The following is a 22,179-nucleotide window of genomic DNA, read 5'->3' on the forward strand; positions in this document are numbered from 1 at the left end:
TCTCACGCCCTTAATGCGGGTTTCTTATTTAATTATGATGAGAAACCCGTTTTTAAATTTCAGTAAAATCTACTTTCATCTGGTGACCAGTTAATATTATTAATTGATTGTTATTTTGTTGCTACATTGACATCTCAACTCTTCACATTTTGTTTTTGTCTAGTAACAGATAGAGAAAACAGTCTGATTTCCTCCCAATATCTTTTCTCTGGTTGATTTAAATCAAGTGTGGATAAGTGTAGAGTAGGCTAAATTATACCCAATAAAGATAATTATAATTCTCATTAGCATTAAAAATATTTATTATAATTATCCTGACTCTTATTATGTGAATTTTTATATACGTTAATAATTATCAGTATCATTATTTTTTGTATCAATATTCGTGGAAGAACGATTTATGTCACTGATCCCAAATCACAGTTATAAAATCTTGAGCTACTCACCTCAGATTAGCCCTGCATACAGGCAAAAATTATTATCTTTAGGTATGTTGCCTGGCGCTGTGTTTAACGTTATTCGTATCGCACCACTGGGTGATCCTATTCAAATAGAAACGCACCGAGTATCCCTCATTTTGAGAAAAAAAGATCTCGCACTTATCAACCTTAGCGAAGTGGTTCATAACGAAAAATAATCGTTATTTCTCATTCAACCAGGCAAGACAACTATTGGCACCACTATTATGACTCCTCTCACTATAGGCCTTATCGGCAACCCCAATGCTGGTAAAACAACACTTTTTAATCAGTTAACAGGCTCTCGCCAGCGCGTAGGTAACTGGGCGGGTGTGACGGTCGAACGCAAAGTTGGTCGTTTCACAACGACAAATCATAAAATTGAGCTCGTCGATTTACCCGGCACTTACTCTTTAACGACAATCTCAGAACAGACATCACTTGATGAGCAAATTGCCTGTCATTTCATTTTAAGTAATGAAGCAGACATGCTGATTAACGTTGTTGATGCCTCTAATCTTGAACGTAACCTTTATTTGACATTACAACTTCTTGAGTTAGGCATTCCCTGCATTGTGGCATTAAACATGCTCGATATTGCAGAACATCAAGATATGCAAATTGATATCAAAGCATTGTCTGAACAACTGGGTTGCCCTGTTATTCCAATGGTTTCAACTAAAGCATCGGGAATGGATAAGCTCAAAGAAGCGATTGATACTTTCCCTGCTGAAAAGAAAAAACCACAAGAACTACTAACGTCTTACCCATTATGGTTACTTAATGAAGTCGAGGCACTCGCTGAAAAAATTAATCATGATGAGTTTAATTTACAGCAACGCCGTTGGATGGCATTACAGTGTTTGGAAGGGGATATTTATACCCATCAACGTGCTCAAGTTACCACCGAAGATATCAAAGCAATTCGTCAGCGAATTCAAGATGAGCACAATAATGAACCAGAATTAGTCATTGCGGATGCCCGTTATCAAAATATTGAGCGCATCTGTCATACTGTGATTAATATGGAATCTATTAAGCCAAACATCCTGACTCAAAATATCGATAAAGTGATATTAAACCGTTGGTTAGGTGTACCTATCTTCCTGTTTGTCATGTATTTAATGTTCGTTTTGGCGATTAACATCGGTGGTGCATTACAACCTGCTTTTGAGGGAGGTTCTGAAGCCATCTTTATCCATGGTATTCAATGGATTGGTGCAACTTTTAACTTCCCAGAATGGTTAACCATTTTCCTTGCACAAGGTGTCGGTGGTGGTATCAATACTGTTCTTCCACTCGTGCCACAAATCGGGATGATGTACCTCTTCTTATCCATCCTTGAAGATTCAGGTTATATGGCTCGCGCCGCATTTGTTATGGATAGATTGATGCAGGCTTTGGGTCTGCCGGGTAAATCATTCGTACCGCTGATTGTCGGCTTTGGTTGTAACGTGCCATCCATTATGGGTGCGCGCACCCTCGATGCTCCAAGAGAACGATTAATCACAGTATTAATGGCACCATTTATGTCTTGTGGTGCTCGTTTAGCTATCTTTGCGGTATTTGCGGCGGCCTTCTTCGGTAAAAACGGTGCCAGTGTTGTTTTCTCACTTTATCTTTTAGGTATTGTGGTTGCTATCCTCACAGGCTTACTGCTAAAACACACCATTATGCGCGGTGAAGCGTCACCTTTCGTGATGGAACTGCCTGTTTATCACATTCCTCACCTAAAAACGTTACTCATGCAAACATGGCAACGTCTAAAAGGTTTCGTGGTACGTGCAGGTAAAGTCATCATTATTGCCAGTATGTTTATCGGTGCATTAAATAGCTTTACCTTCTCAGGTAAACCTGCCGATAACATCAATGACTCTGCTTTGGCATCGGTCAGTAAAGTGATCACTCCATTATTACAACCTATTGGTGTTCATAACGATAACTGGCAAGCAACGGTAGGCTTAGTAACAGGGGCGATGGCAAAAGAAGTGGTTGTGGGAACATTAAATACCCTTTATACCGCGGAAAGCATTGTGAACGAGCCTTTTGATCCTGAAGAATTCGATCTTTGGGGTGAAATTAGTGACGCCTTTGGTGAAACGTGGGATAGCTTAAAAGAGACCTTTACCCTAGCTGCACTTTCTAATCCAATTGAAGCAAGTAAAGGCGATGGTGAAATGGATACCGGCACTATGGGTACCATGGGGGCTAAATTTGGCTCTGGCATTGCTGCATACAGCTATTTAATCTTTGTTTTACTGTATGTCCCTTGTGTTTCAGTAATGGGTGCTATTGCTCGTGAAACAAGCCGTGGCTGGATGACCTTCTCTATTCTTTGGGGATTAAATATTGCTTACTCATTGTCAGCGCTGTTCTATCAAGTCGCAACCTTTAGTGAGCATCCGCAAAGTAGTGGCATAACCATTGCTGCCGTGGTGATCTTTAACTTAATTCTATTTATCTTGTTGCGTAATGCTCGTAGTCGTCTAACAATTAACTTAAGCAATAAGCCTTCATTGGCTAAACAATGTTGTTCAAAAGGTAGTTGTCACTAAGTGACAAAGGAAAGTTCAGATGGCCAGTTTGATAGAAGTACGTGATTGTATCGCCCTTAATGGTCGAGCCGATGCCCGTCTTATCAGCCATCAACTCAATATGCCTGAACCGTTGGTGCAAGCAATGTTAGAGCGGCTCACATTGATGGGTAAACTTCAAGAAGTCGATGTTGAAGAGTGTCTTACGGGTAGCTGTAAAAGTTGCCCTGAAGCCACTGCCTGCCAGACAAAGCTTTATCAATTAACCTAACAAATTGATAAATGCCATTATAAAAACCCTTACTTTATGTAGGGGTTTTTATCTAATGCTTAAGATGAATCATTTTCATCTTCCTATTTAATGATTTACTTTCCTAACTATCACGGCATAATCCTTTAGTATAGACGTAAAGACGTCTGTTATTACTTCACTTTATAAGAATATAAAATTATGCCAATAACTGAATTTTCATCGACCATTACGACCGGCAAACAAGGCGGATTACAGATGCAATGTGCATCACGCCAGTTTCAATTTTTACTTGATGAACCTTTGTCATTAGGTGGAAAAGACAGTGCAATGAATCCTGTTGAAGCATTATTAGGTACATTAGGGGCTTGTAAGGGGATTGTCGCCAAAAGCTTTGCGCGTATGCATAAAATTAATCTCAACGATATTCGCATTGAAGTTAAAGGTGAATTAGATACCGATGGTTTTACGGGAAAAAATAAAGAGGCCAAATTGGGCTTTAGTAAAATTACGACACATTTTTTTATTCAAGCCGATAATAGCGAAGAAGAGATTGCTGCATTTATCGCTTTTATTGAACGCACTTGCCCTGTTTTTGACACTATTAAAAATCCACCGATTTGTGAAACATCTTATAGTGTCGAAAACCACATTGAAAATATAGCGTTATAAACTCTCAGAACTGCCCTCAAATATGGGCAGTTTTGGGTGATAACTATGATGTTATTTCACAAGCTTCAATTAACGCTTGAGCAAATTCATCAGGATGTGAAATAAACGGTGCATGAGCCGCATTACGGAAAATAACAGACGGTGAATGTGGATAAAAAGTATCTAATAATCCGGCCACTTTTCGAGGAACTAAACCGTCTAAATAACCGTAAAAACGAATAAAAGGACAACTCAACGTTTTCAATTCTTCTCGTAAATCCTCAGTACGCAAAATTTCCAATCCACCATTAAGCACTTCAACAGAAGGGAGTGGTTGTTCTAACACCACTGATTTTAATGCTTTCATATCTTCACGGGCACTTTGTGTGCCCAATGTTTGCAGTGCTAAAAAGCGCTCAACTGTGCGATGAAAATTCTCATTTAGCTGTTGTTCAAATCCTTTTAAAACCTCAGGTTTGATCCCCGGCCAATCCTCATGAGCACCAAAACAAGGTGAAGAAGCCACTGTAATCAGCGCTTGCACATTATTGGGATTATCTAAAACAACACGGCTAGCGACTAATCCACCTAAAGACCATCCTAACCAAATGGCATTAGCAGGCGCTTTAGCAAAAACAATGTCAGCCATCTCTTTTAATGTGAGAACAGGAAAACCTTGGCTACGTCCATAACCCGGTAAATCAACAAGATGCAGTGTAAAATGCGAACTTAGTCGCGATATTAATGATTGCCAGACCTCTGCATTCAATCCCCATCCGTGTAATAGCACAAGATGCGTTTTTCCTTCACCAATTGTCTGCCAATACAGTTTATTCATTGCTATGCTCTCTTCTCTTTTACAAGGATGTTCATTATGTGGATAACAATAGCAGGATATTGTTGGCTATGTCGTCAACCCTTAATTTATGATACTAAAGGCATTTGTTCGAGTTGTATTCGACATCTACCAAAACAACAAAATCGTTGCCCTTGCTGTTTATATCCTTCTCATCATTCTATGATGTTGTGTGGGCGTTGCTTACAATCACCACCGCTATGGAAACAGATGTTGACAGTCACCGACTATCAACCGCCATTAAATAAATTATTACACCTTTATAAATATCAACCTCGCCCTCAGATAGCCTTATGTCTTGCACGACTTTTTCTATTGCGATGGTTCTCACATCGACGAGAAAATTTAGTGCAGAAACCTGACAGAATAATTAGCGTTCCTTCACATCGTCATCGCCGTTGGTCTAGAGGCTTTGAGCAAGTAGAAGCTATCGCTAAGCCTTTGGCAAGGTGGTTAAATTGTGCTTATCAACCGAATACCCTGATAAGAACTCGTGCTACACTGATGCAAACGCATCTTAATGCCAAGCAAAGGCAACAAAATTTAAAACATGCATTTGTATTAAATAACACAGTGTCGGTATCAGGGAAAAATCTGGCACTAATTGATGATGTTATCACTACTGGTGCGACATTAAATTCTATCGTACCCTTGTTATTTCGTGCGGGAGCACGCTCTGTTGAGGTATGGGCGATTTGTCGAACCTTGTAGTTAACCGCCAATTGGGCGTATGATAACCAACCAGAACAGTCAACTATTGAGCAAGACGATATGATTATTATTACTGATGCCGCACAGGCGCATTTTGCCAAACTACTGGCTAACCAAGAACCCAACACCCAAATTCGTGTATTCGTTATCAATCCAGGCACACCTAATGCTGAATGTGGCGTTTCATACTGCCCACCTGATGCTGTAGAGCCAAACGATACTGAAATAAAGTTCGAAAAACTTTCTGCGTATGTTGATGACATCAGCGCACCTTTCTTAGAAGATGCAGAAATTGATTTTGTTACTGACCAACTAGGCTCACAATTAACCCTAAAAGCACCTAACGCAAAAATGCGTAAAGTTGATGCTGATGCACCATTAATTGAGCGTGTTGAATACGTACTGCAATCACAAATTAACCCTCAATTAGCGGGTCATGGTGGTCGCGTGAGTCTGATGGAAATCACTGAAGATGGCTATGCTATCTTACAATTCGGTGGTGGTTGTAACGGTTGTTCAATGATTGATGTCACCTTAAAAGATGGCATCGAAAAAGAACTGTTAAACCTGTTCCCTAATGAATTAAAAGGTGTGAAAGACTTAACTGAACACCAACGTGGCGAGCACTCCTACTACTGATCCTTCAGTATTAAGTCCCCTATGATATTCACCTGCACTGATATCATGGGGGATTTTTGTATTAAAATAATCATTTACAAAGCGTTACGTCATCTTTACCCATTTGGCGTTATGATAAATGTATCGTTCTCTCGCTCAGAACAAATAAATTAACTAACAATATAATAAATAAGACAATTATGGATAAGTTTCAATTTATTAGCATTGAACAAGCTTATCAATTCTGGGTATCTCAATCAGCTATTTTAGTCGATGTACGAGATCCTCAGAGTTATCGTTTTGGTCATGCAACAAATGCATTTCATCTCACCAATGAAACGCTAAATCAATTTTTACAAGATGCTGACTTTGATGTTCCTGTTATGGTGATGTGCTATCACGGCCACAGCAGTCAAGGGGCAGCTCAATATCTAGTTAATATGGGCTTTGAAACCGTTTATAGTATTAATGGTGGTTTTGAAGCATGGCAAAGAGAGTTTCCACAAGCGATAACGTCTCTGCAATAACGACGGATGAGTTTTGTCAATGATCCACATTATTACGCTTTCCAACCCTCAAGCTGCTGATTTATTTGTCAATTACATGGCAACTAAAGGTGTGCGAATTCACGCAAAAAATGAAAATCAGCAAATCTCTCTTTGGTTAGAAGACCAACATCAGTTAGAAATGGTTGAAAAAGAACTTAACACGTTTCTACGTGAGCCTTTTCATCCACGCTATCAAGCCGCAAGTTGGCAAACCGGTGATCCGAAAAATACAGGTATTAAATATCGCCCTGCCTTTTCGATAAAAAATATGGTGCAACGTTCAGGCCCACTAACGGTGCTGGTGATTATTTTATGTATCCTCGTTTTTATCTGGCAACAAGTAGTTGGCGACTATGATGTCATGCTCCATTTAGCATGGCCTTATGAAGAGAGCTTAAACTTTGAAGTCTGGCGCTATATTACTCCAGCGTTTATTCATTTTTCACTGATGCATATCGCCTTCAACCTTGCTATGTGGTGGTATCTCGCAAGTCAAACAGAGCAGCGATTGGGTACCGGTAAATTATTTGTGATCATGCTCGTTTCTGCGCTCTTTAGTAATTGGGCACAATCCTTGTTTACAGATTCCAACTTTGGTGGGCTTTCTGGTGTTGTTTACGCATTAATTGGCTATGTCGGTTTAACAGGAATACGTAATCCAGAAAAAGGTATTGGCGCCCCAACAGGTTTAATCGTTTTTTCAATTCTGTGGATTGTTGCAGGTTATATGGGCGTTTTAGGTGACTCTATCGGAAATGCTGCACATTTTGCAGGCTTCCTTATCGGCTTATTGATGGCTTTGTGGGATAATCGACATCAATTATCTCGTAGATCATAATAAAATTAACATGATATTTTTAACATTAGGGGATACCTGTGAAGCAAACGCAACGACATGATGCCATCATTGAACTGGTACGCCTACAAGGCTATGTCAGCACTGAAGAGTTGGTGGAGCATTTTGAAGTCAGCCCACAGACAATCCGACGTGATTTAAATGAATTAGCGGAAAAGAACAAAATCCAACGCCATCACGGTGGTGCGGCATTACCTTCAAGCTCCGTGAATACGGCTTATCATGATCGTAAAATCATGTGGTCTGATGAAAAATCACGTATCGCACAACGCGTGGCGAGCTTAATTCCTGATGGTGCAACACTGTTTATCGATATCGGTACAACACCCGAAGCTGTCGCACATGCATTAATTAACCACAAAAACCTCCGTATCGTGACTAACAACCTCAATGTGGCAACGTTACTGATGGGCAAAGAAGACTTTCGTTTGATCCTTGCCGGTGGTGAAGTGCGTACACGAGACGGAGGGATTGTTGGTGAAGCGACACTTGATTTTATCTCTCAATTCCGCCTTGATTACGGCATTTTAGGGATAAGTGGTATTGATATGGATGGCTCATTGCTTGAATTTGATTACCACGAAGTTCGCACTAAACGCGCAATTATCGAAAACTCGCGCTGTGTTATGTTGGTGACTGACCATTCTAAGTTTGGTCGTAATGCGATGGTAAATTTAGGCAATATGAATCTGATCGATTACTTATTTACCGATCAAGAGCCACCTGCAGGGATCCAGAAAATTGTTGAACAGCACAACGTTCAACTCGAATTATGTTAATTGAATAAACGCCCTCGAAAAGTACCTATTTAGGTACTTTTTTTTATCAATTCACCATCAAATTCAATTAACTCCTTCTATTTATTCTCTTTTTTATTAATACATTAACAATGTTGCTTATTTTCAATAAGCCCACAAACCATGTGGATATGATAATAAATTGTTATCCATATCACGCGGTTATGTTTTTTATCAGTTATATAGTTGGCATTTTCATCAAACTTCATTACAATTATGAGCGAAAACGAACATTAAAGAATTGTTTCGCGCATTCGTAGGAGGATGTTATGAAAACTCAAGACTTGATTGTCATCGGCGGCGGAATAAACGGCGCTGGAATTGCGGCGGATGCAGCTGGCCGAGGCCTTTCAGTACTTATGCTGGAAGCTCAAGACTTAGCAAGTGCGACATCTTCCGCGAGCTCTAAACTTATTCATGGTGGTTTACGTTATTTAGAACACTACGAATTCCGCTTAGTTAGCGAAGCTCTGGCAGAGCGTGAAGTGTTATTACGCTTAGCACCACATATCGCATTTCCAATGCGCTTTCGCCTGCCACACCAACCACACTTACGCCCAGCTTGGATGATCCGTATTGGTCTGTTCCTTTATGATCATTTAGGAAAACGAGTAAGCCTACCAAGCAGTAAAGGCATTAAATTTGGTGCAAACTCTGTTTTAAAACCAGAATTAACACGCGGTTTTGAATATTCAGACTGCTGGGTTGATGATGCACGTTTAGTGGTACTCAACGCACAAGAAATCGTCCGTCGTGGTGGTGAAGTGCGCACACGCACAAAAGTAACCCGCGCTTGGCGTGAAAATAATTTATGGATGGTAGAAGCACAAGATTTACGTACAGGTGAAACATCTCTCTACCAAGCGAAAGCCTTAGTAAACGCAGCAGGCCCTTGGGTTAAAACCTTATTTGATGAAGGCTTAAAACTGAAATCACCTTATGGTATCCGTTTAATTAAAGGTAGCCATATCGTTATTCCTCGTGCTCATAACGAACCACAAGCTTATATTTTACAAAACGAAGATAACCGTATTGTTTTCGTTATTCCTTGGATGGATGAGTTCTCTATCATCGGTACTACGGATGTTGAATATAAAGGCGATCCTAAAGATGTCGCTATTGATGACAACGAAATTCAGTATTTACTGAAAGTCTATAACGATCACTTTAAAAAGCAGTTAACTAAAGAAGATGTGGTGTGGGATTACTCTGGCGTGCGTCCATTATGTGACGACGAATCAGATTCACCACAAGCGATTACCCGTGACTACACCTTAGATGTGCATGATGATAATGGCCAAACACCACTGTTATCTGTATTTGGTGGTAAATTAACGACTTATCGTAAATTAGGTGAGCATGCTGTTGATAAACTTGTTGCTTACTTCCCTAACATGGGTAAACCGTGGACTAAAAATGGTCAATTACCAGGCGGTAATTTAGAAGGTTGTGATCGTGATGGTTATTCACGTTTAATTCGTCAACGTCATCCTTGGTTACCAGAAGCACTGGCACTGCGCTTTGCCCGCACTTATGGTAGCAACACCGAGTTATTGCTTGAAGGCATTACTGATTTGGCCGGCATGGGCGAAAACTTCGGTCATAATCTGTATGAAGCAGAATTACGTTATTTAGTGAAACATGAGTGGGTTATCGAAGTTGATGATGCTATTTGGCGTCGTACTAAACTCGGCATGTGGCTAAATGACGAGCAAAAACAACGTATTAGTCAATGGCTATTGGCAAATACACACACTGTATAAGAGTAGTAAAAATATTCTCTGACTCTGTTCGATGTTTTTATTAGCAATTTTTGTGGCGCCGAATAACGCGCCACTTTTTTTTTCTTTTTCCACAGTAAGAAAATCAATATATAACCTGTTGATGCCTATTTAAGCTGTTTTTCTAAAAAGGCTTTTAATACTGTCGCATTATTTTGTTGCTTATCTTTACCTGAATAAAGTAATACCAACGGTTGCTCTTTAGCTATTGCGACAAGCGATTGCCAATGTTCAGGTACAGCCATTAATTCTTGCGTATAACGTTGCGTGAATTCAGTAAAATCTCCCCCTCCGCCATGAAACCATTTTCGTAATTCAGTCGAAGGCGCGACACCTTTATTCCATTCATCATAATGAAAATCTGTCTTTTTCACGCCCCTTGGCCAGAGCCTATCGACTAACACACGATAACCTTCATGCTCACCGTCTTTATCATCATAAACACGTTTACAAGTGATCATTTCGCTTCTCATCAATACGTTAGTTAGCTTTATTGTAGAAGAAAAATGAGAAGATTGATCTCTCAATACGCTCATTTTCATCATAGAGCCTTTTTCAACATGAAATTTCCTCTCCTTTTGATTGAATTATCCTCATCAAAAACAGGGTGAATAGTTGTTGACTAAATAACCTAATTAAGAGAATCTACATCTAGACGTCTAAATGGTTAGATGGGTAAATGAGTAGTGATACTTAAATAAAAATAACAACACAGTGAAAGATTGATGAGGTACAGGTATGAGCTTTTATCACGCAAGCCAACATGAAGCACTTAACCAAAATCTTGCTGAATTAGATGGCCAGATCCAAGTTTCATTTGAATTTTTTCCTCCTCGTACCGAAGAGATGGAAAATATCCTTTGGCAATCTCTTGCGCGTTTAAATACCTTAAAACCGAGCTTTGTTTCTGTGACTTATGGTGCAAACTCAGGAGAGCGTGATAGAACACACTCTATTATTAAAGGAATAAAAGAACGCACAGGATTAGAAGCAGCACCACACTTAACTTGTGTTGATGCAAGCCGCGAAGAGCTACAACATATCGCACAGGATTATTGGCAAAGTGGCATTCGTCATATTGTCGCATTACGCGGAGACTTGCCCGATAACACACAAAAACCAGAGATGTACGCCACCGATTTAGTTCACTTACTCAAAGGTGTGGGTGATTTCGATATTTCTGTTGCAGCTTATCCAGAAGTGCATCCTGAAGCGAAAAGTGCACAAGCGGATTTAATTAACTTAAAAAGAAAAGTAGATGCGGGAGCAAATCGCGCCATCACTCAATTTTTCTTTGATGTGGAAAGTTATTTACGTTTTCGCGATCGCTGTGTTTCAACAGGAATTGATGTGGAAATTGTACCGGGTATTCTACCCGTGACTAATTTTAAACAGCTAAAACGCTTTGCGGGTTTAACCAATGTAAAAATTCCAGGATGGATGAATAAAATGTTTGATGGATTAGAGAATGATCCTGAAACCCGTAGTCTGGTAGGTGCTTCAATTGCAATTGATATGGTGAAAATTTTAAGTCGTGAAGGAGTAAAAGATTTTCACTTTTATACGCTTAATCGTTCAGAATTAACCTATGCTATTTGCCACACACTGGGTGTTCGTCCTGAACTTGTTAGAGCATAAATTGACACAATTACCCCGCCAATAAAGCGGGGTGACATTCTGATGAATTATTCACCAAAGTGATACGGTTTTTCAACTGGCAATAGGCTGTATGCGGTATCAAGATCACCATTAGCAATACAAGCATCTATTTTATGTACCTTATCGGTAATATCCGTAATATTCACAATCCACTCTTTGCAATATTTTTCAACTGCTTGATTTCGCAAACCAATTTGGATGGTGCGATAACTGAGCCGATTCAAATAAATATCACGTTCAGGATCCCACTGAATGCGGATATTGCTGGTTTCTGATGCTTCTTTCCAAGCTTCAGCACTAGTATAGCGATCTGGATCAAAATGACTCACAACACCTTGAGTCAGCATCTCTTGAAAGCCTTCATGTGTAATATCAACCGCAAGAATAGAAGCTTGATTAGCGTCTTTACGTCCCCAACCAGAACGGTACATCATCCAAAGAAAGGAAGGTTTTACCCAAGTCATACGGGTCATACTAAAAGGGGGCGAAACAAATGTTCCGTTTGCGACTGCGCTCTGAGCAATAGTATTAGAATAGGCTTGATAAACACGAACAAAATCATTCGTATAATATGCCCTTACTTCACACTCAGGACATCGGTCAACATCATCGTTCATCTTTCTTTAATATCCTTTTATATTAATAAAATGGAACTATCCGCTTAAATTATGAGCCTCTGATCGCAGATAATCAAGAGCCCTTATTTTTGTTAAAGCTCTATCAATAGAGTAGCGCGCATTTATAAAAGTAAAAAAAAGAATAACAATAAAACGAACAGACTAATGTTCCTATTGTGTTTTATTTATACTGTGATGAGTCAATAAATCTTGCTAATCTACTCACAAAGTGAGGCGAATAAGCGATTTAATTGACTTACTGGTTAGAAATTAGGCGCTCGATAAGCTGTGTTTTTATTAATGCAGGGGATTTAACTGTGGTGCCTGCTATCTTTGCAGACATGATTTCAAAGGCTTTTTCGACCAATAAAGCCTCATCTTGCTTCATTGACCACACGTTATTAGGTAAAAAACTCAACATCACATGATCATCGAAGGTACCAATATGAAGGTGAGCAGGAATAACGCCTTCACGCTGACGAATAACACTCAATAGACCTTCAAGAATAGGCAGTGATGAGGCAATAAAATGAGTCGGTATTTGCTGATGTTGCTCTAAATACTGTTTCATCATTTGTTCGCCATCTTTGGTCGTATTATGTTCTGCATAAGAGACCGTGACACGACTATCATCGCCATAATGCCCTTTTATCGCTTGCACATAACCGCGCAAACGCGCTGCAATCGTGGGCAGTAATGCATCTCCCGCAAAAAAATGGATTGGCGCATCTAGCTTTATCATTGCTCTGGTCAGTTGGGCTCCACTGTCACAGTTATCTGAGGCGACACAAATAGCGTCACTCACAGAAAAATCTCTATCTAAGAAAACGAGGGGTTTTTGACGATGTTTCACATGGTGTAACTGATTTTTGCGACTAGATGAAACAATGAAAATACCATCAACATTACGTTCATCCATTGATTTGACGAGTTTATTTTCATTTTTGATATCACCATAGGTACAGCTAATTGTTAGCTGGCAACCAATTTGGTGACAATGCATCTCTAATTTTTCAGCCAACGCGGCAAAAAACGGGTTAGAAAGACGAGGAATAACCAATCCGTAGGTATCTGTTTTATTCAGCTTTAAACTTCTAGCCGCATGATTGACGGTATAGCCAAATACCTCAACATAGTCTGCTATCTTCTTTTGTGTTTTTGCACTGATCCGGTATTGATCACCTTTGCCATTTAATACCAATCTGACTGTGGTAATAGACAAATTCAGGTCATTTGCAATCTGTTCAACTGTTTTTGCCATTACATTAATATTCCATCATTGATATTGCCCTCATCGTAATGATGAGGGCCAGTTAACCTTTACTGAGCAGGTTTAGCTCGGCATTTCTTCCACATTGCTTTTAACGAAGGTCCAATAATCGGTAGGATCAACGTCAATATCGCAATACCTAAGAATGTCGCTGTAATCGGGCGTGTATACAGAATCGATAAATCACCTTGAGACATTGTTAATGCTCGACGTAAGTTAGATTCCGCCATTGGCCCTAAAATGATACCAATGACTATTGGTGACATGGAGAAATCTAGCTTAATCAATATATAAGCAAGAAGCCCCGTTCCCATCATGATAAACACATCGCGAATATCGTGGTTAACAGAATAAGCCCCAATGCTACACAATACAAAGATGATAGGAACTAATACGCGACGAGGTACATCCATCACTCGGACAAAAAGTTTCATACATAAGAAACCTAAAATGCCCATTAAAATATTCGCAACCATTAAGCCAATAAAAATGCTGTTGACTTCAACGGGGTTATCCGTAAAGAGCTGAGGTCCTAATGCCAACCCTTGCACCATAAACGCACCCATAATAATGGCAGTCGCACCATCACCCGGAATACCTAAGGTCATTAATGGCACCATACACCCACCCGTTACTGCGTTAGCACCCGCTTCTGGCGCAGAAACGCCTTCTGGTGAACCATGGCCGAACTCTTCAGGGTGTTTTGACCAACGCTTCGCTTCATTATAAGAAATAAATGAAGAGATATCGCCACCCACACCAGGAATAACGCCCACACCAGTACCAATCGCTGATGAACGTAAGTACGTCGGTAATACGCGTTTAAAATCTAACCATGTTGGTAATACACGGTGAATACGCGCACTCACTTTTCCTTCTGGGTTCTTTTGACGGCGTTCACGGTAATCTTCTTCAAAGCTAATTAAACCTTGAGAGAAAGCAAACAAACCAACGAGGATCGGAATAAAGGAGATCCCGCCCATTAAGTACACAGTATCAAAAGTAAATCGCATACCCGATGTCATCGGATCAAGACCAACTGTTGCGATAGCTAACCCAATTGCACCGCCCATTAATCCTTTGATAATCGATTGCGATGATACACTGGTAATAATACTTATGCCAAATACAGCGAGTGCAAAATACTCAGCGGCAGAGAAACCTATTGCAACTTTAGCCAACTGAGGTGCAATTACAATCAGAGCAATCGTACTAAATATCCCCCCAAACATAGAACCCATGGTGGATAAACCCAGTGCTCGCCCTGCTTCACCTCTTTTCGCCATTGGATAACCATCCAACACCGTTGCAGCAGAAGCGGGAGTACCCGGCGTACTAATCAGTATCGCAGTAATGGAGCCACCATAAACGGCACCACAATACATTCCTAATAACAATAATATCCCTGTCATTCCTTGGAAGGAGTATGTTAATGGGAGTAGCAATGCAATTCCCATATTGACTGTTAAGCCAGGTAATGCACCGATAACAATACCTGCGAATACCCCTAACAGTAGTACTGTGAATGTTTCCAAACTGAAAACAATCATAAATGCATCTAATATTTCCATATCAAAGCTCCTTTCCTGCGTTACTCAAGAAAAACAGGGATTGGTAGAGGTGAATTGAACAGGAGTTCAAAGAAAAGATACGACATCACCACAATCGCAATAGGAACCACGATAAGTGAGATCTTTTTGCGTTCATTCATCAACCACATAATGATTGGGATAAGGAGCAATGATGAAATAATGAATCCTAAGAAATATAAGCCTACTGCGTAGAATATTAATAAAAATCCTAAACCATAAGCCCGTTTAACAGCCGTCGAACTTAAATCAACAGAGCGGTGGACGTGTTTTGCTTTATCTATAATTACACTGATCCACTGAAAAATCCCCAGTAAAATAAACAAGATAGCTAAACCATAGGGCCAAAAACGCTCCCCAGGTACACCATACTCGTCAAATATGCTCATATCACGGGAGAGGTAGATAATAAGTAGCCCAAAAACTACTGAAATCGCACCGATGATGGTATTACTTTTTGTCATGTCGGGATCTCCCTGACCAACCCTATCCGCCTAAACGGACAGGGTGGTATCACTATTATTTCTTCAGTGTCGCCGCGATGAGCTCAGCGTACATTTCGTGGTCTTCTTTCATCATTTGGTAAGCATCATCACCTGTGATAAACACAGGCATAATACCTTGTTTTTTCAACGCTTCTTGGTAAGCTGGTTTTTGCACTACTTCAGAAAATGCACCAACTAACTCATTTTTCACGTTATCAGGTACACCCGCTGTTGTTGCTAATACAGCCCAAGCACGCATTTTCACATTGGTATCTAACTTCAGTGCTTCTTTGAATGTTGGTACTTCTGGAATAAGAGGGAAACGACGTTCGTCCATCACACCCAGAACACGTAATAAGCCACCATCAACGTGTGATTTTACTGCGCCGGGTGTAGTTAATACGCCATCAATATGATCACCTAATAAAGCTGCAATTGAGGGACCTGTACCTTCGTTATAAGGAATATGGTTAAATTTAGTTCCTGTAGTACGTTCAATATTCACACCTGCAAGATGGAAAATAGCGCCCATACCGGAGTTACCAATTTTCAATTTTCCTGGGTTCGCTTTTGCACCATCCACAAAATCTTGTAGTGTTTTATAAGGTGAATTAGCATTGACGACTAATACAACAGGATCTGCAATAGTCGTGGCAATCGGAGTAAAGTCTTTATAAGTCACTGGCGATTTCCCTTGGTGAGGGAACATTGCCAATTCAACTGTTGTCATGACTAATTTTGTGCCATCTGGACGCGCATTAGCGACTTCAATCAGACCTGTTAAACCATTACCTGTTGGTTTGTTGATAGGAACAAAAATACGACCAGCAGGCATGATATCTTTAGCAAATTCTGCAATAGTACGTGCAGAAGTATCAGTACCTCCGCCCGGATTTTTCGGGATGACAACATCAATATTTTTTGTAGGATACGTTAACTGTTGGGCAACTGCATTCCCCATGCCCAGTGTCATCGTAATCGCCAACGCTGCGAGTAGACTCTTTTTCATAAAACCCTTTCTCCACATTTTTATTGAGTAGCCATTAACTGCTGATAAACAATGTTTTTTCGATTCCAAGTAAAGGTCACGTGTAGGGTATTGTTTTCAGCAATAATAGCCGGATATGAAAATTCGCCTTCCCCATCGAGTAAATCGAATGGTTCAGACCAAGTACTGCCATTATCGGATGAAAGACTGACAGAGATGGGATAACGACGGCTCCAGTTACCTGAATTCGGGTTATACACCAATGCCAGTTGACCATCTGCGAAGGAGACGACATCAATGCCGCTATTATTATTTGGTAATATTGTTGCATAAGCCGGACACCAACTGCGCCCATAATCCGTTGAATCGCTACGATAAATAGTACCGCGCGTACTCCGCATCATGGCATGCACATGCCCAGGCTGGGATTCCCATAGTGTTGGCTGTATCACGCCATCCCATTGAAAAACGCGTTGTAGATCAGTCTCCCATAAGGCATCGTCCTTTAAACCCTGCCAGATTTCATGTTCCGTTTGCCCACCTTTATGGTGTTCAATCGGAATATCCACTCGCAACCAGTGTTGACCATTGTCACTTGATATATCGACAAACGCATCCCAGAACTGGTCATCCTCAACCGATCCTGGTGCCAACCACTCGCCATTCGACATCACTAATACTTTGTTCTTCACAGGACCTCTAGGTGCTACATCACCAGAAACCAATTCACTCGGTAAACTCCAGCTGTTTCCGCCATCCTTCGAGATAACGTATTGGGTCGTCCAACTATGTACGTCGGGACCCGTTTTATAAAACAGCCAGATATTACCTGTTGATGGGTCAACATGTAAAACTGGATTCCAGTGCGCAACACCCGGATTTTTAACAACAGGTTGAGCGTGCTGCCAATGATCGCCCTCTTTTATCGCCAGCCAGATAGCGGTATTACCGCTACCTTCTTTATCACCAGCGAAAAAAGCGGTTAACAAACGCTCAGAGTTAGGCACACGCACAATCGTTGAAGCATGGCAGTGATTAAAAAGTGAATGTGCGTTATCAAGCACAAACTGAGTTTCCTTCATCACGAAAGGCATATTCCTACTCCTGTGTCCTAAATTAATCTAACGAAAGCCATTTTTTCATGTTTTCACCTAATGCAGTCATGCTATTGACGGCAGAAGGGAAAAATGAGTTTTCAAACTGACTGCTATTACGGGAACGGCAGACCAGAGTGCTGAAGTTACCAATCAGGCGCTGATGATATTTAGCGCATGCTGGATAATCCAGTGTTTCGGTCATCGCTGCTGTTGATAAATAATCAGCTAATACGGCAGCCTGCTCAGGTTTATCCTTCCAATTTTCATAAAGCCAAACATAAAGCTCTGGATGGAAGTTGGCCATAACACCGCTATATGCCTGACATCCCGCTTGGAATGATGCTAATAACGTTTGACTGTTCGCATTGGCTAAGTGCAAGCGAGTTCCTTTTGATAATGCCAAACGACGCTCTATCATTGGTAGAGAACAACACGTATCTTTGATAAAGGTAAAGCGATTACTTTGCGCACACCACTCTACAATCTCTTCAGATAACAGGCGTTTGTAAGGATGAGGACATTCATAAATGCCCAAATCAATCTCTTTTGGCACCACATTGGTTAAGACCTGTAGTGTTTCCAGCGCTTTATCATCTGACTCACCAATAAGCGCTAAGCGATTACTGATCATAATGACGCCATCGACACCGGTACCCGCCATTGCCTGCAATTGTTCTTTTTGCTGACTTAATGCGGTTGCAGTATGACCAGAAGCTACTACAGGTACTCTTCCATCTGCTTTTTCAACGATAAAGCGGGTAAGCGCTTGAGTTTCCTCATCACTTAAATAAAACATTTCGCTTGATTGGCAGGCGGCAAAGAGTCCATGTACACCAGAATCGATATACCAGTCTACAAGGCGCTCTAACGACGCCCAATCAATCTCCCCTTTGGCATCAAAAGGGGTTAGCATAACAGGCCAAACACCGACGTATTTTTGCTGGCTCATCATCAATTCCTTACAGTAGGTTAATGGCATCACCTGCCACTTTTACTTGAATACCTTGAGTCAATGCTTGAGCAACAAAGGCTTTAAGCACAAACGCCAATTTATCTTCATCAATGTAAGCCACAGTAATGTGATTACTTTGATGTCCCGCCATAAGGTCATCACGCGTTACGCCATCTAACGTACAGTTTAATAATGGCCATTCGTAGTTGGTTGCTCTACGGCGACGTTCAAATTCTGCTTCAGGTAATTCTACCGCCACACCCGTACCGATATGCATAATCACATCAGTGCCTTCATAGTGTGCACGACCCCATAACAAGCGCCCTGCTTTACCTTGACCTGCGATAGTTGAACCCCCTTTAGGGAAGAACATCGCAGGCTGACGATAACCTGTTGCACCTTTTAAGCCACCTTTGAGGTGTTCAAAAGGAACTGATCCTGAAATCTCCATATCCCAGTAGAATGTTCCTTCGTACTCACTACCCCAACGAATATCATGCAATGTGGTTTCTGCTGGTAATCCTAATGATGTTAATAAACGCCATAACATCGTTTGAGGAATAGCCGTACCCATATCCACTTCGTTGATACAAGGAATTGGCGTATTAGGGCAGATAATCTCGCCGTTTTCATCTGGTAGTGGGAAACGTGCTGTTGAACCGATAGCACCTTCGGCAAAGTCAGACGCTGGGCAACAATCTTTTAAGCCCTGCTGATATTGCACACCCACCGCAGTTAAACCAAAACGTTTTACGAAACGCGCCATTGCGATCATCATGGCGCACTGCTCCATCACCTGTTCACGAGTGAGTTCAGTTTTGTCATCTTGACCAAACATAAACGTCATCCCGTTATCTTCGTACCACTGTAAACATGCCTCTCTTAATTCTGTCGGTACTTTCGCCATTTCGACCAGTAACGCAGATTGAGAAAGGGATTCAATTGGCATACCAATATTGATCATGGCCTGTTGTGGGAAGACCCCGTTAATCATTCCCATACAGAATGTATCGAACAAACCTATTATTTCTTTATTTTTAATTATGTATTCGCCGACTTTACGACCCACTTCGCCAGCTTCCGTCGCCATTACCCTGTGTGTTGGCGCAATATCTGTAAGATAGCTAAGCTTATGATTTACATAACCATATTTCAACCAAGTCGCTAAGCCATCTACAAAGAATTCATCCTCAAACTCTTCTGACCATAAACGTGAATAATTTTTACCTAAACTGGTCATCGTGCCCGCTAAACACAACATTCCTACCAGACCCGGCCATGTACCATCAAAGTTAGCCAGCAGTAAAATAGGACCACGATGGTGTACTAATGAAGAGGCAATATGGTGTGAATATTGCCATGCAGTTAATAACACAATAACTGGCGCATCAGGATCGATAGCGGCAAACATGTCGCAACCTTCACGCTGACTACTGATAAAACCATGACCGCGAGCTTCACTAATTTCATGAGCACGCTTCATTTTGTAACCTTGCGCTTCTAATGCTGCGGCCAGTTTATCTTCAAATTTTTTCTGTACAGGCCAGCACGTTACGTTTGCAGGCTCGCGTAAGTCTGCGTTAGTGACCATCAGGATCTCTTTCTGACCTGCTGTGATGGTTGTCGGTAATTTTGGTAGATTTAAGTTCAACATAAGATATCCCTGGTAAGGTAAACTCGGTTCATAATCGGAAAAATTCGTGGTCAACAATCTGACATCATTTCGTTATAACGTTGCTGATCTTGATACATCTGCAAATAAACTTGATATTTAGCTTGATGGAAGGCAAACGTGTCGCTATCTGGTGTAATAATGCCACCTTCTCTCACCATTGCACTGGCAGCTTTTGAGAAATCATCAAAGGCTTTACACGCTACAGCACCTAGTAATGCAGCCCCTAAATTCACCGCATCTTCTTCTTGTGCTAAATGAATTTCACGACCTGTCGCATTGGCATATTCGCGTAGCCACAATGGATTTTTCGTTGCTCCACCACACATCACGATGCGATTGATTTGATGTCCAGCATCTTCAAGTGTGTCAATAATATGGCGTGTGCCATAAGCAATAGATTGCAGTGTCGCAAGATAATAACGAGCCAATGCAACACGACCACTTTCCAGTGTTAACCCGCTTACCATGCCTTTTGCCGCAGGATTGGCGCGCGGAGAACGATTGCCATGATGGTCAGCTAAAACATGAAACTGTGTGGTTGGATATTGTTCATTTTCTTCCAATTCAGCGACAGCTTCGTTTAATAAGGCATAGTAGTTAACGCCTTTTTCATTCGCTTCTTGCTCTAATTCAGCCCATGATTCATGACGGCGGATAGACCATTCAACTAACGCACCAGCAGCACTTTGGCCGCCTTCGTTTAGCCATAACTCGGGTAACATCGCGCCAAAATAAGGACCCCAAACGCCGGGTACCATAATTGGATATTGGCTCACAATCATATGGCAGTTAGACGTACCACTGATAATTGCCAAACTACCTTCAGGTTGTGATGCTGTTAATGCCAAGCCACCTGCATGTGCGTCAATAATGCCTGAAGCAACAATGACCCCTGTGTGCAAGCCAAATGCATTGGCAACCGCCTCATCTAAACAACCTGCTTGTTCACCTAATGCCAGAATGGTTTGTGGTACTTTTTCTAATAATTCATCCAAACCTACATCGGCTAACAAACTCTCACTAAATTGTCCCTGATGTGCTAAATAGTTCCATTTACAGGTTAATGTGCAGGTACTTGCTACATCTCCTGATGTTGCTTTCCAAACTAAAAAGTCAGCTAAATCAAAGAATCGCCATACATTTTGATAACGTTCTGGGTAATGATTTTTTAACCACAGAATTTTTGGCAATTCCATTTCGATACTCACTTCACCACCGACATATCGCAGTGAAGGATCATTGGTCAGATTGATGGTGACCGTTTCTTGTACAGCCCGGTGATCCATCCACATGATGATATCTTGTTCAGCGTTACCGCTTGGCGAAACAGAAAGTCCTTTACCTTCTTTATCCACAGCAACCAAAGAACAAGTGGCATCAAAACCGATAGATTTCACATGGATAGGATCAATAGCAGATAACGCCACCGACTCTTTTACGGTAGTGCACACCTGCTGCCAAATATCGGTGGATGATTGCTCAACAAAATCCGTTTTAGGACGGAATTGGGCAATAGGGCGAACAGAAAAGCCTAAACGCTTTCCATTGCTATCAAATACCGCTGCACGGACACTGGCTGAGCCAACATCAACGCCAATAAAATATTGTTGTTCCATGCGAACCCTCATCATTTGCTAACGCTATGCTAATTTTTGCTACTTCGAGTTAGCAAGTTAATTCGAGCATGATGAAAAAACAATCACAATAAGATTGGTTTGTGATGCAGATCTACATCAATAATTTAATCGGTTGATTTTAATGGTAATTTATTTATTTCACTTTATTGA

The 22,179-nt window shown here is 40.9% G+C and carries 22 protein-coding genes; 11 read left to right on the plus strand and 11 right to left on the minus strand.

The annotated features are described in order from the left end of the window. Positions 1–400: 400 nt before the first annotated feature. From feoA to LW139_RS19570, 4 genes are all read left to right on the plus strand, one after another. Positions 401–637 carry a ferrous iron transporter A gene (gene feoA / locus LW139_RS19555; RefSeq protein ID WP_036914344.1) on the plus strand — a complete coding sequence of 79 codons (237 nt, stop codon included), beginning with the start codon at positions 401–403 and terminating at the stop codon, positions 635–637. 48 nt (positions 638–685) lie between these two features. Next, positions 686–3,013, plus strand: coding sequence for a Fe(2+) transporter permease subunit FeoB (gene feoB / locus LW139_RS19560; RefSeq protein WP_166539138.1), 2,328 nt, complete (start codon positions 686–688; stop codon positions 3,011–3,013). A 19-nt stretch (positions 3,014–3,032) separates the two neighbouring features. Then, positions 3,033–3,263, plus strand: coding sequence for a FeoC-like transcriptional regulator (locus LW139_RS19565; RefSeq protein ID WP_072068859.1), 231 nt, complete (start codon positions 3,033–3,035; stop codon positions 3,261–3,263). Between the two features lie 180 nt (positions 3,264–3,443). Beyond that, positions 3,444–3,914 (plus strand): OsmC family protein, encoded by a 471-nt coding sequence (locus LW139_RS19570; RefSeq protein WP_166539139.1) that lies wholly within the window; start codon positions 3,444–3,446, stop codon positions 3,912–3,914. A gap of 43 nt (positions 3,915–3,957) precedes the next feature. Here LW139_RS19570 and bioH read toward each other — a convergent pair whose 3' ends face one another. Then, positions 3,958–4,731 (minus strand): pimeloyl-ACP methyl ester esterase BioH, encoded by a 774-nt coding sequence (gene bioH, locus LW139_RS19575; protein WP_166539140.1) that lies wholly within the window; start codon positions 4,729–4,731, stop codon positions 3,958–3,960. A 36-nt stretch (positions 4,732–4,767) separates the two neighbouring features. Here bioH and gntX point away from each other — a divergent pair, with 36 nt between their 5' ends. The 6 genes from gntX (at position 4,768) to glpD (ending at position 10,042) form a co-directional block, all read left to right on the plus strand. Then, a complete protein-coding gene (gene gntX, locus LW139_RS19580; RefSeq protein ID WP_166539141.1) occupies positions 4,768–5,460 on the plus strand; it encodes a DNA utilization protein GntX in 693 nt (230 codons plus the stop codon). Between the two features lie 60 nt (positions 5,461–5,520). Further along, complete coding sequence (nfuA, locus tag LW139_RS19585; RefSeq protein ID WP_072068863.1) at positions 5,521–6,099, plus strand: Fe-S biogenesis protein NfuA; 579 nt, start codon at positions 5,521–5,523, stop codon at positions 6,097–6,099. A gap of 179 nt (positions 6,100–6,278) precedes the next feature. Then, positions 6,279–6,605 carry a thiosulfate sulfurtransferase GlpE gene (gene glpE, locus LW139_RS19590; RefSeq protein WP_166539143.1) on the plus strand — a complete coding sequence of 109 codons (327 nt, stop codon included), beginning with the start codon at positions 6,279–6,281 and terminating at the stop codon, positions 6,603–6,605. Between the two features lie 19 nt (positions 6,606–6,624). Further along, positions 6,625–7,464 (plus strand): rhomboid family intramembrane serine protease GlpG, encoded by an 840-nt coding sequence (gene glpG, locus LW139_RS19595; RefSeq protein WP_109408991.1) that lies wholly within the window; start codon positions 6,625–6,627, stop codon positions 7,462–7,464. 38 nt (positions 7,465–7,502) lie between these two features. Continuing rightward, the gene (locus tag LW139_RS19600) at positions 7,503–8,261 is read left to right on the plus strand and encodes a DeoR/GlpR family transcriptional regulator (RefSeq protein WP_006534541.1); all 759 of its coding nucleotides are present in this window, start codon (positions 7,503–7,505) and stop codon (positions 8,259–8,261) included. A gap of 287 nt (positions 8,262–8,548) precedes the next feature. After that, complete coding sequence (glpD, locus tag LW139_RS19605; protein ID WP_247850407.1) at positions 8,549–10,042, plus strand: glycerol-3-phosphate dehydrogenase; 1,494 nt, start codon at positions 8,549–8,551, stop codon at positions 10,040–10,042. A gap of 125 nt (positions 10,043–10,167) precedes the next feature. Here glpD and LW139_RS19610 read toward each other — a convergent pair whose 3' ends face one another. Further along, positions 10,168–10,521 (minus strand): DUF488 domain-containing protein, encoded by a 354-nt coding sequence (locus LW139_RS19610; protein ID WP_109408993.1) that lies wholly within the window; start codon positions 10,519–10,521, stop codon positions 10,168–10,170. 277 nt (positions 10,522–10,798) lie between these two features. On the opposite strand from LW139_RS19610, the gene metF reads away from it, so the two are divergent. Continuing rightward, on the plus strand, positions 10,799–11,698 hold the full coding sequence (metF, locus tag LW139_RS19615; protein ID WP_109408994.1) for a methylenetetrahydrofolate reductase: 900 nt from the start codon (positions 10,799–10,801) through the stop codon (positions 11,696–11,698). 47 nt (positions 11,699–11,745) lie between these two features. Here metF and LW139_RS19620 read toward each other — a convergent pair whose 3' ends face one another. The 9 genes from LW139_RS19620 to LW139_RS19660 form a co-directional block, all read right to left on the minus strand. Next, on the minus strand, positions 11,746–12,336 hold the full coding sequence (locus LW139_RS19620) for a DUF4291 domain-containing protein (protein WP_109408995.1): 591 nt from the start codon (positions 12,334–12,336) through the stop codon (positions 11,746–11,748). A gap of 256 nt (positions 12,337–12,592) precedes the next feature. After that, entirely contained in the window at positions 12,593–13,597 is a 1,005-nt protein-coding gene (locus tag LW139_RS19625) for a LacI family DNA-binding transcriptional regulator (protein ID WP_166539145.1), read from the minus strand. 59 nt (positions 13,598–13,656) lie between these two features. Next, a complete protein-coding gene (locus LW139_RS19630) occupies positions 13,657–15,177 on the minus strand; it encodes a tripartite tricarboxylate transporter permease (RefSeq protein WP_166539146.1) in 1,521 nt (506 codons plus the stop codon). A 20-nt stretch (positions 15,178–15,197) separates the two neighbouring features. Then, the gene (locus LW139_RS19635; protein WP_151436395.1) at positions 15,198–15,659 is read right to left on the minus strand and encodes a tripartite tricarboxylate transporter TctB family protein; all 462 of its coding nucleotides are present in this window, start codon (positions 15,657–15,659) and stop codon (positions 15,198–15,200) included. A gap of 55 nt (positions 15,660–15,714) precedes the next feature. Next, positions 15,715–16,689: a tripartite tricarboxylate transporter substrate binding protein gene (locus LW139_RS19640; protein ID WP_227336161.1), complete on the minus strand. Its 975-nt coding sequence runs from the start codon at positions 16,687–16,689 to the stop codon at positions 15,715–15,717. 20 nt (positions 16,690–16,709) lie between these two features. Beyond that, the gene (locus LW139_RS19645) at positions 16,710–17,762 is read right to left on the minus strand and encodes a sialidase family protein (RefSeq protein WP_247850408.1); all 1,053 of its coding nucleotides are present in this window, start codon (positions 17,760–17,762) and stop codon (positions 16,710–16,712) included. A gap of 22 nt (positions 17,763–17,784) precedes the next feature. Next, positions 17,785–18,714, minus strand: a complete 930-nt coding sequence (locus LW139_RS19650; protein WP_109409000.1) for a dihydrodipicolinate synthase family protein — start codon at positions 18,712–18,714, stop codon at positions 17,785–17,787. 10 nt (positions 18,715–18,724) lie between these two features. Next, on the minus strand, positions 18,725–20,371 hold the full coding sequence (locus tag LW139_RS19655; RefSeq protein WP_247850409.1) for a signal transduction protein: 1,647 nt from the start codon (positions 20,369–20,371) through the stop codon (positions 18,725–18,727). Between the two features lie 50 nt (positions 20,372–20,421). Beyond that, entirely contained in the window at positions 20,422–22,008 is a 1,587-nt protein-coding gene (locus LW139_RS19660) for an FGGY-family carbohydrate kinase (RefSeq protein WP_109409002.1), read from the minus strand. Between the last annotated feature and the right edge of the window lie 171 nt (positions 22,009–22,179).

The organism is Proteus vulgaris (assembly GCF_023100685.1).
Classification (GTDB): Bacteria; Pseudomonadota; Gammaproteobacteria; order Enterobacterales; family Enterobacteriaceae; genus Proteus.